General features: G+C 46.8%; 12 protein-coding genes. 3 read left to right on the top strand and 9 right to left on the bottom strand.

All coding sequences use genetic code 11. From position 1 onward, the window contains the following. Positions 1–70: 70 nt before the first annotated feature. From ASN18_RS10395 to ASN18_RS10360, 8 genes are all read right to left on the bottom strand, one after another. Positions 71–736: a TorD/DmsD family molecular chaperone gene (locus ASN18_RS10395; RefSeq protein ID WP_236861666.1), complete on the bottom strand. Its 666-nt coding sequence runs from the start codon at positions 734–736 to the stop codon at positions 71–73. Positions 737–747: 11 nt separating this feature from the next. Then, positions 748–1,629 (bottom strand): ethylbenzene dehydrogenase-related protein, encoded by an 882-nt coding sequence (locus ASN18_RS10390; RefSeq protein ID WP_236861665.1) that lies wholly within the window; start codon positions 1,627–1,629, stop codon positions 748–750. Between the two features lie 106 nt (positions 1,630–1,735). Then, the gene (locus ASN18_RS10385) at positions 1,736–2,875 is read right to left on the bottom strand and encodes a 4Fe-4S dicluster domain-containing protein (protein WP_085052680.1); all 1,140 of its coding nucleotides are present in this window, start codon (positions 2,873–2,875) and stop codon (positions 1,736–1,738) included. Positions 2,876–2,890: 15 nt separating this feature from the next. Beyond that, complete coding sequence (locus ASN18_RS10380) at positions 2,891–6,385, bottom strand: molybdopterin-dependent oxidoreductase (RefSeq protein ID WP_085052679.1); 3,495 nt, start codon at positions 6,383–6,385, stop codon at positions 2,891–2,893. 26 nt (positions 6,386–6,411) lie between these two features. Next, complete coding sequence (locus ASN18_RS10375; RefSeq protein ID WP_085052678.1) at positions 6,412–7,173, bottom strand: c-type cytochrome; 762 nt, start codon at positions 7,171–7,173, stop codon at positions 6,412–6,414. A 249-nt stretch (positions 7,174–7,422) separates the two neighbouring features. Further along, positions 7,423–8,562, bottom strand: coding sequence for a putative lipopolysaccharide heptosyltransferase III (gene rfaQ / locus ASN18_RS10370; RefSeq protein ID WP_085052677.1), 1,140 nt, complete (start codon positions 8,560–8,562; stop codon positions 7,423–7,425). 8 nt (positions 8,563–8,570) lie between these two features. Further along, entirely contained in the window at positions 8,571–9,188 is a 618-nt protein-coding gene (locus tag ASN18_RS10365; RefSeq protein ID WP_085052676.1) for an LPD3 domain-containing protein, read from the bottom strand. A gap of 42 nt (positions 9,189–9,230) precedes the next feature. Continuing rightward, complete coding sequence (locus tag ASN18_RS10360; RefSeq protein ID WP_085052675.1) at positions 9,231–10,454, bottom strand: two-component system sensor histidine kinase NtrB; 1,224 nt, start codon at positions 10,452–10,454, stop codon at positions 9,231–9,233. Positions 10,455–10,513: 59 nt separating this feature from the next. On the opposite strand from ASN18_RS10360, the gene ASN18_RS10355 reads away from it, so the two are divergent. From ASN18_RS10355 to ispE, 3 genes are all read left to right on the top strand, one after another. Beyond that, a complete protein-coding gene (locus ASN18_RS10355) occupies positions 10,514–11,734 on the top strand; it encodes a radical SAM protein (RefSeq protein ID WP_085052674.1) in 1,221 nt (406 codons plus the stop codon). 225 nt (positions 11,735–11,959) lie between these two features. Further along, complete coding sequence (locus tag ASN18_RS10350; protein ID WP_085052673.1) at positions 11,960–13,834, top strand: tetratricopeptide repeat protein; 1,875 nt, start codon at positions 11,960–11,962, stop codon at positions 13,832–13,834. Beyond that, entirely contained in the window at positions 13,818–14,711 is an 894-nt protein-coding gene (ispE, locus tag ASN18_RS10345; protein ID WP_085052672.1) for a 4-(cytidine 5'-diphospho)-2-C-methyl-D-erythritol kinase, read from the top strand. Before ASN18_RS10350 ends, ispE begins: the two co-directional genes overlap by 17 nt. A gap of 55 nt (positions 14,712–14,766) precedes the next feature. Here the strand turns inward: ispE and ASN18_RS10340 are convergent, their stop codons facing one another. Then, positions 14,767–16,260, bottom strand: a complete 1,494-nt coding sequence (locus ASN18_RS10340; protein ID WP_085052671.1) for a DegQ family serine endoprotease — start codon at positions 16,258–16,260, stop codon at positions 14,767–14,769. Positions 16,261–16,570: the final 310 nt, after the last annotated feature.

The raw sequence follows: 16,570 nt of genomic DNA, 5'->3' as shown, positions 1-16,570 counted from the left end.
GTTTTATTTACACGGCAGCATCAAGTATCGACTGGTGCCTGCTCATAATACAGTCACAGTTACATGTCAGTCAGGCTGCATTGAGATATGCCTTATCGAACCCCATCCATACGTCAAGAATCTCTGCAAGGGTTTCATAAAACTCACTTATGCCGCATTGCGAAATCCTCTCGGCAAGCTTACCTGTCCATCTGCCAAGATGGTCAGTGATGAACTTTCTCTGGGCGTCAATAGTGACCGTTGCATTTTCCTCATGGTTATCTTTCAGGGCCAACGCCTCTTTCATTGACATAATCTGCATATACTCAAGCTCTGTCGCAATGTGGTCAACACGCTCCGGGGTACGCTGCGACACATCAAGGCCAAATGACAGGTAAAACCCGGCTATATCGGCAAGCTGTGCCTGTGATGAAAACGAATGCTGAGGGGTTTCCTTTGTATATTCCGCCTCATACGGTGAAGCTGAAAGCCCGCCTGCCGCCAAAAAAAGCGCCCCATATTGTTCTTTTAATTTATCATAATCAAGCTGTCCTATAATGCCATCGAGTTTAGTGAAAAGGGGGAGAAAGCTCTCCCCCCCTTCCATGTGTTCAACAAGACTTCGTAAGCCGCTGACATAGCCGGTCTCCAGAGACTCCACAAGCAACTCGTCAGGGTCTCTGAAACCCTGCGCCAGTAATCCGTACACTTTACTTCTTAGATTGGCTGCTGCTATGTCGTATTCGACTTCGTTCATCTTAAAAACTCCTATTTTGCTGCGTCGATGTGTAAGGGTATCCAGACAACAGAAATTGCCTTCGAGCCGTTTACGTCGCTGTTTTGTCCATTCCATACGGCAACGTTTACGAAGGTCTTCTTGCCTGGAAGCAATTCGGCATCTGAACCGCTTGCACGATTTATGTCTCTTACAAATACTACAGTCCACTTGCCGTCTTTATAATGACCAGCTGCCTTTACCGGCTGGTCCTTTAGTTTTGTGATAGTGCCGTATCCCTCGGACACATACTCTATCATTGTGGCGTCGGGTGATGGCTTGCCGGGATACTCAGTCTTCATTATCTCGTCTGACATGCCGACATGGATTCCATCCTGCTGCGGCTGGCGTTTGTCAAGGCCTCTGCGTTTCTCTTTTTCCGCCTGCCAGTCAGCCCTCCACTGCCATATGTTTACCGGCTCACCCTTTGAACCCATCAGGGGTGAAGGGTTAAACGCCATAGCTGTTACAGGAAACATCAGTGCCACTGAATCGCGGAACGAATCTATCGCGTTCTCTACGTTTTCAGATTTATCTGCCCAGGTAAGCTGTATAGCTATGGTCTTTCCATTATGCACGGCCTTAATGGACATTGCAGGGACCTCTCCGGTCAGGTCGAAGATGTATCTGGCATTGCTCTGAAGCTTCTTTGCGTCCTCGGCTGGGATTGCTCCCTTGCCGAGATGGTTTGACTGCGAAGCAGAAAGCAGCTCCACAGGTTGTGCCTTCGCTGACTTCCAGATTTCGCTGTTGTCTGCCGTTATCGGCTTACTGATATAACTCACTTTTATTGGCGCAGGCCCGGCGGCAAACGACACTGCCGACCATACCACCAATAACGCAATGCTTAACGCTGCTACTAAACCTTTTCTCATTATATTCCTCCTGTTCATCCTAATTCGCCCCATTCAATATATTCAATCGGGCATATTCAATTGGGCGTCAGCCTGATCATTTTTCCCTTGCACATTTTCACTCAAACTAGGGCGTATCCAGGCGGTATACGTCACGCGCCTTGTCGAAAGATGCCCTGATAACCTCAGGCTCTTTGATAGGAGTCTGAGCCGCAAGAGTGCCTTTGGCGTCATATCCCATTGCAACCTCGTTTTTAACTTCGAATTTCGTTATTATCTCAGGCGCACTGCCAAACAGTACAAGCAACCCCTTTAGTACTGGGTCTTTCGGCACCTCTTCCCTATAGACCTTGATAGCGTGGTCAACGCCAGGCCCAAACATCTGCTTTAAGTAAGGCGTTGGGACGTGAATCGGCGGAATATAGTAGATATTCGGCTGCGTACCAAACTGCGGGTAAAGTGGCAGCGCGAGTTTCTTGACATGCACCAGATAGTCGATAGGGTTATCTGCCTTCGGGCTGTCCGGCGGGCTTATCCAGCCCTGCATTCTTATTTTCCCTATGCAGTGTTCCATGCACTGGGTCTGATGCCCCTGCTCTACCTTGGGGTAACAGGCAACACACTTTTCAGACCTGAATGTTGTTGAATTGTACATCGGTTTTTTGTACGGACACCCTGCAACGCACTGCCTGTAGCCCTGGCACCTTGACTGGTCTACCAGCACAATGCCGTCTTCCGGGCGTTTATAAACTGCATGTCTGGGGCAGTTGGCCACACACGCCGGGTGTGAACAGTGATTACACATCCTCGGCAGATAATAAAACCAGATAGGATGCGGCAGGCTGTTTATATGCATACCCCTGGTTACCTCTCCACCATAAATCTCGTCTTCACCCATGTTAGGATATGCCCAGTCATCGAGTTCGGGCAGGAATCCCTCTACGTTTTGATTTTCCTCTGCTGCCTTCTCGAATATGGTCTTTCCATCGTAGACATCGGCATTCCACTTTCCGCCTCCGAGTTTCTCAAGCAGCTTGAAATCCCAGTACAAGGGGTATCCACCATAGGGCTTGGACTCTACATTGTTCCAAAACATGTACTCCTGACCACGTCCGGTCGTCCATGTCGTCTTACAGGTTATCGAACACGTTTGGCAGCCTATACACTTATTAATGTCAAAAACAGCGGCAAACTGCTTCTCTGGCTTAGGCGACTCAAACGTGTACTTCATGTTCCTCTTTATCTGCCAATTAAATACATCAGTCATTATTGAATTCCTCCTCTATCCTACAAACTTTCCGTTAAGATAGTCTTTGAATTTGGCACTTTCATAAGTAGGCCGCCCGCCAAGAGTTATCGGTCTCCATTTACCTTTACCGGACTCTCCGCCATCCTCAGCCTTAGAAAACTTCGCGAATGATTCACGCGGAGCCCCGTTTGCGCAGTGTACATCAGGCGCAAATCCCTTCCCTACTGCCTGCCCCATGAGGTCCTTTCTCACCAGAGTATCGGTAAGCAGTGTGGGTCTCAGCCACGAGCGTGTGCCGCTCTGATGACCGCCGTATCTATACATCGATTGATATCCAGTGTCTGGATTCTTGGCAAGCCCGTCCTTGCGGGTCTCATGGCCCTTTACAGAACCGAACGACGCCATGTAGAGATTAAACCATGTCCTGATAACGCCGCGCGGCGTGCCGGGATAGTACCTTGCACGAAGCATACACCTGGCAACCTTATACTCGTGAGGGCGTTCCTGCCAGCCCTTAAACGGCATGTCCTCAGGGTCAGCATCCACCCATATGTAATCTCCATCGTCTATATTGTATGCCTTGGCATCCTCTGGGTGTATGTCTAGATAGCCCTCGCCTACCCACGGTTTACGCTTGTCCTTTCTGTACATATCGCCAAACGGCCCCCACCACACCGACATATAATCAATATCGGCAAACATTGTATGGACACTGTGGCGGTATTTCGGAGTCAGCCATATATAATTGAATTTATCTTTGATAAGCGGGTGTTGTGTCTTTAGCAGCTCGTCCACTGTGTAGACAACGTTGCGCACCTGACGCGTCTCCCTGGAGAGGTCTGCCCTTGAGAAACCGTAGTCTTCCGGGGTTTTCGGCTTTATCAGAGGATGCGGCGCCGCCACTATTGTGTTTGGTTCATAAAACGTTGAATCTATAGGCTCTCTGTGAAGAGGGATACACTCACCGTAGTCTTTGAACTCCTGCTCATCTCTGTAGAACTCAAGCCTGCCCGTCCTATTGTACCACGGCGCAGATTCATTGCTCTGCTCGTAGCCGATGAACTTGGGATAGGTCTTTCCCATCATAAGCGCTGGGATACCGTCTTTTGCCTTGGCCAGCAGGTCATCTACATCGTAACCCTTAAACATGTTCGAGTGGTTGAGAACCCTCTGCATATAGGGTTTTGCCCTGTGTTTTTCATCAATAAACGCCCAATAGTCGTTAAAACGTTTATCACCGGTCAACTTTGCAAGTTCTGCGGCAACACCCTTGTAGGTCTCAGTGTTGCTCTTGGTATTGTGAATGCGTTTTATCTCTCCAAGCGGCATTACCTGCATGAACGGGTTTGTGCATGACTGTGTCATGTCGCTTATATTGTACTCTGCCCAACTGTCCACTCCGAACACTATGTCAGAGTATTCACAGGTTCCCGTCCACCACCATTCGTTTGTGAACACGGCCTCTATCAGCCGTTTAGGCTCACCCTTGGCACGATATACTGGGTGTCTTAAGAGGTTCATTACAATCTCGTAGTGTCCTTTTGCATTACCAAGAATGGAGTTTGAGGCGCTAAACCACATCGCCTTTGTCGGAAACGGCATGTGTGTCTTGCCATTAAAATACTTGCCGTGAACCTTCAGCGGCTGGTCGCCGTGTGAGTAGTAATGAGCCGATTGAAATGCAAAAAGCATCTTGACCTTGGCAGATTTCGTAGGATCAAGGGTTATATCGAATGGATTTTCAGCCATGTACTGCGGCAGCCCATTAAAGTATGCTGCACGATAGTTGCCGGCATAGCTTCCAACGTTCCCGCCGAAAAAGCCTACGTTTCTGGTCATGGCCGCAATGAGAAATATTGCCCTGTCCTTCTGGTCTGCATTAAAAAATTGGTTTGGCCCCATGCCTACCGTAAAGAGTACCTTTTCGGGGTTGGCGGCAAACTGCCGTGCCATGCTTATAATGGCCGACTTGGGCGCCCATGTTATCTTTTCCGTGTTCTCCGGCGTCCACGTATCCATCACGTGTTGTTTGACTATATCAAACACCGGACGCACCTTTACGTCCTTGCCGCCTATGGATACTGTAAACTCACCCTCGATTGCCGGTTCTATGCCGAGCTTCTTAAAGTGTTCGCCTACGTCATCGCTTGAGACTGCAACAGGTTTACTAGTCTTAGTATCCCACATTACGAAATCGCCCCACTCATTACGCATTTCTTCCGTAATGGCTGGCATTCCAACATTAGTCTGTGTGGGCTTGGGAAGGTCAGCGGCAGTCTTGACCACCATCTTCAGCTTAAGTTCTTTGTTCTTATAGCCGCTGAACACCTCGGTTGCCTTAAGGGTATTGCCTGTATCCATCCTGACAAGCATGGGAAGGTCTGTGTGGGTTTTCACGAAGCCCTTGTCGTATAAGTTTTCTTTTATCAGCACATGTGCAACGCCTAGGGCAAGGGCTGGGTCTGTGCCGGGACGAATAATCACTATCTCGTCTGCCTTGCTGCATGTAGAGCTGTACTCAGCGGTGATAACCAGGACTTTCTTACCCTTAAGTCTCGCCTCAGTAAGCCAGTGACCGTCAGGCATCTTAGTAGAAATCCAGTTTATGCCCCAACATGCGACTATATTTGTGTACTCAACATTGGACAAATCAAAGTCTATGGTCTGCTGACCGCACACCATAGGGTGCCCGGGCGGGAGGTCTGTGTGCCACGTGTAGTTGTCAAGCCCGACGCTTCCAACGGCCTTGTCGTCGTCAACTTTTCTTATGTGCTTGTCTAACAGGGCCATAGAGTTTGCTGTTCTGTACTGGCCGAAGAGTTTTATAGAACCAAGCGCAGGCATTCCGCCTCTGAATTTCATCGCCCTTGTTCCGGCGCCGCCCATCCGCTTTATCATTTCCTCGTCATAGTCCTGGCGCTTCAGAAGCGCTGCCCCCGAATCCCCGGAATATGTCTTAGATATTTCGTAGAAGGTCTTTGCTGCTATCTCATAGGCCTTTTCCCATGGGAGCTGAACATACTGGTCTTCACCGCGCTTGAAATACTCAGCCGGTGGGATGCCATCGGCATCACGCGGGAATCCCTTTTCAACCCATGTCAAAAAGCCCTTTCTCACCATTGCACCTTTTACGCGTCTGTCGCCGTAGAACCTCCTCACAAGAGCTATTCCTTTGTTGCAGTGGCGCGGGTCCCATCTCTGGCTGGCCTTTGTGCCATATACATCGGTTGCCTTGTGATAGTTCTGCGACGGCCCTACCCTTACGACTACGCCGTTTTTCACATATGCCCTCAGGTAACAGTTGTGCGTACAGTTTGGCGTACATGTGAAGATATAACTGCTGTCGGGTTTATAGATATCCCTGTAGACCTTTTCCCAGTTTCTGTCGGGATAGTGCTTCATGGGGTTTTCCACACCCTTTGCCGGTTCAAAGGCATTCATCGCAAGTGCCTCAGCTCCACCCAGCACTGAAAGCATGAAAACACCAGAGGTGGCCTTTAAAAACTTTCTTCGCGATATTTTTTCCATTTAATGCTCCTTTACATTTATATTTATTACTTTGTCTTTTTCATGAGCTTCAGTGTATACGATACGAGATTCCACCTCTGCTCCTCATTCAACGAATCCTCGTATGACGGCATACCTGTGCCATCCAGCCCTGTTGTAAACGTCGCATATACGTTCTCTGCCGACGAACCGCGCTTTAACTGCCCTGCTGTAAAGTTAAACGGAAGAATTGGTTTTCCCGAATCATCCTTAATTTCGTCAGACTTCGGACCATCTCCCTTGCCTTCCTTACCGTGGCACTCCCAGCACTTCATCTTGTCATAAACTACCATACCCTTTTTTACCGATTCCGCCGACCCCACATAAGCCGGTTTCTTCACTGCTATCGGTTTGCATGCCGCCTCATCCTTCCACCTGTCAGAAAGCGTCTTTACATACTGGGTTACTGCGTCTATGTCCTTGTCCGGCACATCAAAGTGCGACGGCATACCTCCACGCATTATCCCGTTTTTAATTACATCTTTCAGATCAGCGTCCATCGGCAGACAACCCGTTGCCGTCGAACGAAATTTGAACACCCCTGATGTCAGGTCCCTTGGATAAACTGCCCAGTACATGTTCTTTGCGCCAGCCTTCTCCACAATCCCAATAGAACCGTTGCCGTCACCATTGGAGTTATGGCATATGGCACACCTGCTTTCGTACACCTTCTTGCCATGTCCTGTGTCTGCTGTACCGTTAGTCGTCCCTGTACAAACCATCACCAGGGCAAGCATCAACAGCAAAACAGCTTTACTCAACCCACGCATAAAACCCCTCCTTGAACATATAGTTGACTAACATCGACTTTGTCGATGACTTTGCCGATATGATATAGCAGAGTATGGTATCACCATTTGCTATCATTGTCTGTAACTTATATTACACCTGCAAATTAAAAAATTGATAGTGAATTTAAACCAACCAAAATGCTTACATTTGTTTAATAAATATGAATAATTAATAGTCACCACTGCAGACATTCAGGGAGCACAACATAACTGTAGCCATACGCATGATTATGAGAGTCGTTTTTCTATCAGCCATTTGACCTCTGCTGCGCTTATGTCATCAAGGCATCTGCTCTTTTTTGTTCCATTGCAGCCGTCGCCTCCGCAGGGGATGCAGTCCCAGTCACGCTGGACAACGGTGTGTATGCCAGATGTCTGTATCCCGTTTCTCCTTGCATAGGGCTCGCTTATTGTCTTTTCATTGTCCCACGGCCCCCAGTTAAATGCCCCTGATGGCCCAAACAGAGCCACTACAGGCGTGTTCATCGCCGCAGCTATGTGCATCGGGGCGGAGTCCACGCCAAAAAACATCGCAGCACCCTTTGAAATAGCGCCAAGGGCCTTTATACTTGTCTCACCCATAAGTGTTACTATCCCATCTCTACCCTCAAGCAGCGACAAAATCCCCTTTGCCTTTATTATCTCCTTTTCGTCGGGCGCTGTAGTCAACACCACCTTGAGTCCCCTATTAAGCAGCCAATCAATAACCTCCGCCATGCGGTCATCCTGCCAGCACTTGAAAAACCATCTTGATGTAGGATGTACATGAACGTATCTGTCTGTGTCCATTATACCGCGGCCTTTGAGAAGCCTCTCTACAGAGCTGTAAACATCCTCCGGTATGTGCATATCTACTGCATAGCCCGCCAATTTAGCCGATTTAATCGACTTAATCGAAAACTTATCCAATAACTCCATGTTTTGCATAACTACATGGGTGTAACCATCAAGCAGTGCGCGGTGGGTATACAGGTAGTTCTTGCCCCAGCGGCTTGCCTTGCCTGAGTCCTTTGCAAGCCTTAGGCGTGCCCCGCTTACATATGATATTATTGCCCCGCGGTCACCGCCCGTCATGTCAATAGCCATGTCAAAGCCGCGTCCTCGTATGGCCCGTAAATTCCTCAACTCACCAATGTATTTCTTTAATACCGGCAGTTCCTTTAACCTACGGTTAAACACTATCACCTCGTCTATGTTCGGATTGCCTGTCAGGGTTTCCTCAGAGCCGGAGTTCACAAGGGCGCTGATGCGGGCACTGGGAAATGCCGTCCTCAGCGCCCTGTATACCGGAGCGCTCAGGAGGACATCACCTATGTGGCGCAGCTTAACCGCCAGTATGTTTGTTATTCCATCAAATTCTGCGTTCATTTATGTCCTTAATTTTTGCCATCTACGGCTAAGGTCTTGACATCTTTTAGTAAATCCTTTACACTAATATCATGAGCCTGTTGTTGAGTGCGGGGTGCACTGCCTGAAAAGGTATCTCTCGCATAGCTTCCAACAGGCTTTTCTATTTCTGTCAAACTATGGTCGTAAAACTTCTTACCATCAGCACTTTCTCTAACCGTTAATTTTGCTCTGTAAAGTTTGCCATCTATTTCCAATGGTGCATAAAATCTATGGATATTTTTAATGTGCGGGCTACCCTTTTTATCTGAATGGGTTTCGCCCAAGACAGCATTCTCAATCAGTTCAGGAATTGCCCTAATAGCTTCAATCTGGTCTATATGCGCTAATCTTGATTTGCTTAATGCCTCACCAATCCCCTTGCGTGATACGTCAATATTCCACCCACTATCTTTATTGACAAAAGATTTTCCTTGTATGTTATCACCAGCCCACTTTTTAGCCGCTTCCTTAGCCTCCCATACTGAATCACCAAACATCCTATCATTAAGTCTCGTTATCTTCACGTCCGGTTTTGACACATATGATGTATCGGACATTAAATCGAAACTCTTAACCTCAGCCTTCCCAGCCAAAGTCGCTGCCATTGTAGGGCTGTCGGCTTCCGGCGTATTTATACCGCCGCCGGTTCAGCTGTCAATTGGGCAGTAGTGGGGACTTTGTCTTACCGGCAATCTCATCCTAACTGTAGTCCCGCGCCCCTCTTCAGAGCAGATTTCTATTGTGCCTCCGTGCGCCTTGATAATTCTTTCCGTTATGGTGAGACCGATGCCGGTACCAGACCCTACAGGTTTTGTCGTAAAAAATGGATGAAAGACCTTCTGCAAGACCTTATCGCTCATACCCTTTCCATAATCCCTTACATCAATCCAGACATACCCGTCATCTTTGTTAAATGTTGTTGTTACTACTACTTTGCCCATCTGGTCAACCGCATCTATGGCATTGGTTATCACCTGAAGCAGGCATTGATTTATATCGCTCACAGAGCATTCTACCGTTGGAAGTTCAGCATATTGCCTCTCAAATTCGACATGCCTTACCCCTTCGATATTCAAAATATTTATAATATCGTCAATGCGTTTATTTATATCGATGTATTGGACATCGGACAAGTTTAGATTCGCAATATATTTCATACTGTTGACAATATTGGTAATCCTTGATACCGCCCTTTTTATGGTGTCAAATTTAAGATTAAGGGAATTTATTGTCTGCTCAAGACTTAGACCAGCTGTCAACATGTCGTATTCAGTTTTAAGATCATCAGAGATATCTTTATCAGCCCAGAACGATACAGCCCGAATTAACCTGGCGGTAAGCTTATTAATATTTCCAACAGTGCCGCTTATGATGCTTAAAGGATTATTGATTTCGTGGGCAATCCCCGCGGCAAGTGAATTAATTCCGGCGATTCTGTCCATTGAGATAAGCATTAACTCCTGTTCCCTTATGTGCGCCTCAGCGTGTTTCCGCATAGTTATATCCCTGATTATGCCCGTAAAAAACATCTCTTCCTTTGCCTTCCACATAGAAAGTGATAACTCGATTGGGAATTCCTGAGCGTCACTCCGAATGGCTGCGATCTCAATGGTCTTACCTATCAGATTTGGCAGGGCGCCGTGGGAGAGTTCATTTATCCTTTTTGTGTGGTCACCACGGAACCGCTCAGGTATTATCATGGTTACGGGGTGACCAATCATTTCCTTTGCAGTTACCCCAAACATCTCTGCCGCAGCTTTGTTCCAGATGACGACAGTACCCTTTGAATCTATCGAGATTATGGCATCAGTAGCCGTCTCTATGATTGACAATAAATGTTCGTCATGAGCCATATGTGTCATTTGATACATTTTACATCCTAACACAACAGAGGCGGCGCTGGCAATTCATAATTCACAGGTGGTTACAGATGTTCAAAAGCACAATAAATGTGGTAAACTTATATGAGCTTATGAAGAAAAAGCGTCACGGTGACACGAACTATTTCCTTACCGCAAGGTGTTTTATAAAACAATTAGAGACGCCATGCGTCTATGACACGGCCAAAGATGAACTATATGAGCTTGATGACGCGGCATTTGATTTCTTTAAAAAGGCCGCCTCAACAGGAGGCACTGCCCAGCATGGAGACAGCTCCTTTGTCAGTTACTGCTTAGATGAGGGTCTTATCTCAACAACTCCTGCGGCAGTGGTGCGTCCTGCTGTAAGCCAATCCCCCTGCCCTTCGCTAAGGTATCTTGAGCTGCAGCTGACTGCCCAGTGCAATCTGAAATGCAAGCATTGTTTCGTTGGTGATTCCCGCCCTGTACACCTGCCGCTTGATACTGTTGTCCATATTTTAAGGGAATTCGAGGTCATGCAGGGACTCAGGCTTTTGATTACGGGCGGTGAGCCACTGATGTATCCTGATTTTGCCGCACTTAACGAGATACTGCCGGAGTTCGCCCTGAGAAAAATACTCCTCACAAATGGTGTACTACTCAGTGATGAGCTGTTAAAATGCCTGAACGTGGACGAGATACAAATAAGCATTGACGGACTTGAATATGGTCATGACGCAATACGCGGCAGTGGTCAATACAAAAAGGCAGTAAGCGCCATAAAACGGGCACAGAAAGCAGGTTATGATGTGTCTGCCTCCACAATTATTCATTCAGAGAACGCAGGGGAATTTGCCGCAATGGAAAAACTGTTCATTGATATGAACATAAAGGACTGGACGGTGGATGTGCCAGTGGCTATGGGCGCCATGCTGAGAAACGAATCTCTGTGCTTACCGCCTGAGGAGGCCGGCAGACTATTGTCATACGGGTTTCAGGGCGGTGGTGTTCATGGCGGCGGCAATGGGCAATGGGCATGTGGGGTGCATCTGATGTCAGTAGCGGCATCTGGAGGCGTCTCGAAATGCCTGTACTATGCCGGTGAACCGGTTGGAACTGTAGATGACGGCCTTAAATATTGTTGGAGCCGGATTAACCCCCTGCCGTTGAGCAAACTTGCGTGCAGCGGCTGCCCGGAGATAGATACATGCAGGGGTGGCTGCCGGTACAGGGCAGCAGCGCTTGGTGACCCGTTGGGGAAGGATTTATTTAAATGCCACAGCTTGACATTTAATCTTAATCTGGTATAAATTAAAGAGGAAGGTTTATTACCTGCCATTAGGACAGAGTAAATACGGGAGGTGGGATATTGTGACCATCAGGAAACTAACTAAGAAGTCAGCCTTGACGTGTAAGTGTAAGGGTTCATGCTAAGAGATATGCCCGTTAAGCCCGCTAAGGAGGGCAAGAAAGCCCTCCTTAGCAAAGCGCGAAAGAAAAAATGATATGGAAAGAAACACTATGAGACTACACGTATGAATAATGTGTTTGTAAAAGCACTATACTGTATATTATCTGCAATGACACTCGCACAGTTAGGCTGTGCCGTTGGGATGAAAGGCAGTGAAACTGCAGTTAAGCCGCCGCCAGCAGTACAAGTTCAACCGGCTGCTCAAGCAGCAACTGACAACCAAACCAAATCAGAAACCGCAGCCGAAGCAAAGCCAGGCATAAAACCAGAGGCAAAACCAGACACAGACAGTCAAGCCGCTGTTAAGGGAAAAAAGAAACCATCCCAGAAGGGTAAAGCCGCAGACGCCACTGAGTCGGAGTACCACTTTATGCTTGGCGCAATAGCAGAGGTTGAAGCCAATTGGGATAAGGCATTAAAGGAATACCGTCTGGCCTTAAAGGACGACCCGAACTCCCCATATTTAAAGCTGCAGATTGCCCAAATTTACATCAGGCAAGGCAAAATAGACGAGGCCGTTAAAAACACCGAGGAGATACTCAAAAAAAATACCGAGTACGTACCGGCATTAAAACTACTTGGCGAGCTGTATAATTCACAGAAAAAGATAAAAGAGGCCATAGAGATTTATGAAAAGTTAATAAAGATAGCTCCGGCAGATATGTCGGCATTTGTGTTTCTGGGTGCCATGTACCTATCACAAAAGGACTATACAAATGCGCTGCGGGTGTTGAATGTATATGTAAACAGCGACGATACCAACACAATGGGAAACTACTACATAGGGATCATATATCTGGAGATGGGCGATACTGTAAATGCTGAAAAACACATATCAAAGGCGATACAGCTTGATCCATCTTTAGACAGTGCCTATGTATATATGGGAATAATAGAGGAAAAGAAGAAAAACCATGACAAGGCAGCACAGTACTACAAAGACGCCATAAATATAAACCCGCAAAACGTAAAGGCGCGCGAGATGCTCTCACGTGTCTATATGCTAGACAAGGACATTGGGAAGGCGATAAAGGAGCTTAGGGAACTCAGCAAAGAGCTCCCGGAAAACCTTGAGATACACTTCAAAATAGGGCAGTTATATCTTGACTCCGAGGACTTTAACAAGGCAATCGAAGAGTTTATGATAGTCAAGTCTGCACTACCCAATAACACTTTATCAAGGTATTATCTGTCCTTATGTTATGAAGGCATGAAGAAATACCCTGAGGCAATAGAGGAATTAAAGCAGATAATCAATATAGACCCTGAAAACACAAAGGCATTTTTAAGACTGGGTTACATAAATAACGAAATAAAGGACTACAAGGCAGCCGCAAAGTACTATGAGGAGATACTGAGTTACGATGATACCAAGCCGGAGTTTTTTAAATATCCGGCAATCGTGTATTTAGGCGTCGGCGACTATGTTAAAGCCAGAGAGGTGCTGAAAAGGGGAATAGCCAAGTTTCCCAAGAGCGACGAACTCCTTTTGGACATGGCAGTAGTGTATGAGAAAGAGGATAATTTTGAGGAAATGGTTGCAGCATTAAAAAAGGCAATAGAGATAAATCCAAACAACTCTGAGACATTGAACTATCTTGGATATTCATATGCAGAGAAGGGGATAAATCTGGATGAGGCGTACAATTTGATTAAAATGGCTTTAGAGCTTAAACCAGACAACGGGGCTATCATAGACAGCCTGGGGTGGGTCTATTTCAAGAAAGGTCTATATAATGACGCCCTAAGGGAAATAGAAAAGGCAATTAGTCTGGTAAAAGACGATGCCGTGATATATGAACACCTTGGGGACGTATACTTTAAACTTTCAATGACGGACAAGGCACTTCAGGCATGGCAGAAGTCCCTGAAATTCCACAAAGACGAGGTTGGCCTGAAGGAGCGAGTCGAGGAGAAAATAAATAAGCTCAAGCGCTAACGCCTCAGCAATTACCCTGTCAGCACCGGCTAAAATAAACTGGTTTCTGCGGGTTACAGGAAAGAGGGCTGACGGCTACCACGACATATACTCCGCAATGCAGGCAGTATCGTTGTATGACACAATAACAATCGAACCATCGGACACGCTTGAGCTAATTTCTGATCTGAAGATACCTGAACGGGAGAACCTCGTCTATAAGGCAGCAGAGGTCTTTTTTGCCCGCAAAGAGCTGAATACCACACACCACAGCAGCAGAATCACGTTAAAGAAGGAAATCCCTGCACAGGCAGGGCTTGGCGGCGGCAGCTCAGACGCAGCACATACGTTAGTGGGACTGAACAAGCTGTTTGGAGATATTTATAGTGTAGAAGAACTGTCATCGATGGCGGCAGAACTTGGTTCTGACGTACCTTTTTTTATAAGCGGCGGATTTGCCGTTGTTGAGGGGCGTGGTGAGAAAGTAATCCCTCATAAAGTGAATTCCACAATCAGCCTTTTACTTATACACCCGCCATTTCCAATATCGACGGCCTGGGCATACGGGCAATTCGCAGGAAGGGGATTCACTGCCATACCAGACCCAGGGCAGCTAAGAGACAATCTTATAACCGCCTTAGAGTCATACGACTTCAAGTGCCTGGCGGGATGTATGAAAAACGACATAGAAGACGTATTGAAAGACAGATTTCCGGCGATTCAGGAAATAGAGAAGGCTATGTTAAAAGCAGGTGCAGAGGCGGCCATGTTAAGCGGCAGCGGCAGCGCGGTCTTCGGAGTGTTTAAAGACGCCAAAACCCTGGACAAGGCAGCCCAGTCATTAGCCGCACACTACACTGATTGTCTGATAAAGAAAGCCACAACCCACAGTAAATAGCTTAATAAGGGGATTATCCCCTTCCCTGAAACGGGAAGGGGAGTTTTTAAATATCTTATTTCTTACCCGTGATAGTTACATATATGTAAGCAGTTCCACGATAGACAAGTAACAGAATATCCTCCTCGGCCTTAATTTTAGACACGATGGAATCATATTCTTTTACATTATTAATGCGCTTTCTGTTGACTTCCTGAATGACGTCACCCTGCTTGAGAACATTAAAGGCAGAGCTGTCATCGGCAACATTTGTGACTATAACACCGGAGACCTTAGCCGGGTAGTTAAAACGTTCTCTTATGGAGGCTGTAATATCCTGAACTCCTACACCTTTGAGTCTGTTTAAGAACTCTGACGATGATGGAGCCCCTCCTGCAGCCGCTTGTTTGGCATCTGGAAGCTCTCCGACTGTTACTTTAAATGACATCTCTTTTCCATCTCTGACGGCCTTTAAGTCAAGTGTAGCACCCGGGAGGGTATTTGCTACGAGATTTCGCAGCTGCCGCGTGTTGGAGGCATCCTTGCTGTCAAAGGAAATAATAAGGTCACCACGTTTAAGACCGGCCTTTTCTGCCGGGCCGCCTTCGACAACATCTGCAATCAGAACGCCGTCTTTCTCTTTAAGCCCGAAGGATTTGGAAAGTTCGGGGGTCAGAGGTTGAATATTAACACCAAGCCAGCCGCGGATTACCTTGCCGGATTTAATGAGTTTGTCCATAACGTTTTTGACCATACTGCTGGGTATGGCAAAGCCTATACCCTGATAGCCGCCGCTTGTGGAGAAGATTGCCGTGTTGATACCGGCCAGCTCACCGGAGGCGTTGACTAGGGCACCGCCTGAGTTACCGGGATTTATTGGGGCGTCGATTTGAATAAAGTCTTCATAATCTGCTATGCCAACTTCTGACCTTCCAACGGCGCTTACAATACCCATCGTGACTGTCTGATTAAGGCCGAAGGGGTTGCCAACGGCTAAGACGATTTCACCGACTTTCATCTTGCTTGAATCACCCATCTTGATAACAGGCAAGTCATGGGCGTCAATTTTAATAACTGCCACATCGGTCTTGGGGTCAGTCCCGATTATCTTGCCCTTATATTCAGTTTTATCGGCAAGAATGACCTTTATCTCATCCATATCTTTAACGACATGGCTGTTTGTGACAATATAGCCGTCTTCTTTGATGATGACACCTGAGCCAAGAGCCCTGGACTCCTGCTTTTTCGGCATGTGGAAAGGGGATTCATCGCCGAAGAATCTCTTAAACATTGGGTCATCGAAGAAACGTCCCATGGGGTTATCCTTTGTATCGACGGTTTTTTGGGTAGAGATATTGACAACCGATGGTTTTACAACATCGGAGACATCGGCAAGGGCGCTGCTCAGTTGAATGAGGAAATCCTTGCTTTGCGGCGAGACTTCTTTAACCTGTTTAATCTGGGCCAACGACTGGTTTTGTATGTTAAAGTTAGACGCAATTATGAGCCCTGCAATCAGCCCGCACACTATAAGCAGTATCCCAACGATAGTTTTTTTACCGTTTAGCATAAATCTAAATCCTCCTTTTTAGTTGCCAGAATATAAAATATTCATTATATATGATTACACACAGAGGCACGGCAAGTCAAGATGCGATGCCAGGGCAAACGCATTTGAAATTTTCGATAGCCATTTCGTCCTATAGATTCCAGCTTTCGCTGGAATCCAGGAAAGCATCGGTCATAGCTAAAAATAATAGACAATTTCTGCCTAATTTTCAAATGCGTTTGCCCCGTGTTTTGACTATTGTAAATATGCTATAATTACTCAGTGGAAGGCCTTACATGAATTACTGATGATTCCACAATGGAGGGGGAAC

The organism is Candidatus Magnetominusculus xianensis (genome assembly GCA_001541255.1).
Classification (GTDB): domain Bacteria; phylum Nitrospirota; class Thermodesulfovibrionia; order Thermodesulfovibrionales; family Magnetobacteriaceae; genus Magnetominusculus; species Magnetominusculus xianensis.
The sequence above is the reverse complement of the archived record's forward strand: the minus strand, read 5'-3'. Positions and strand labels throughout refer to the sequence as shown.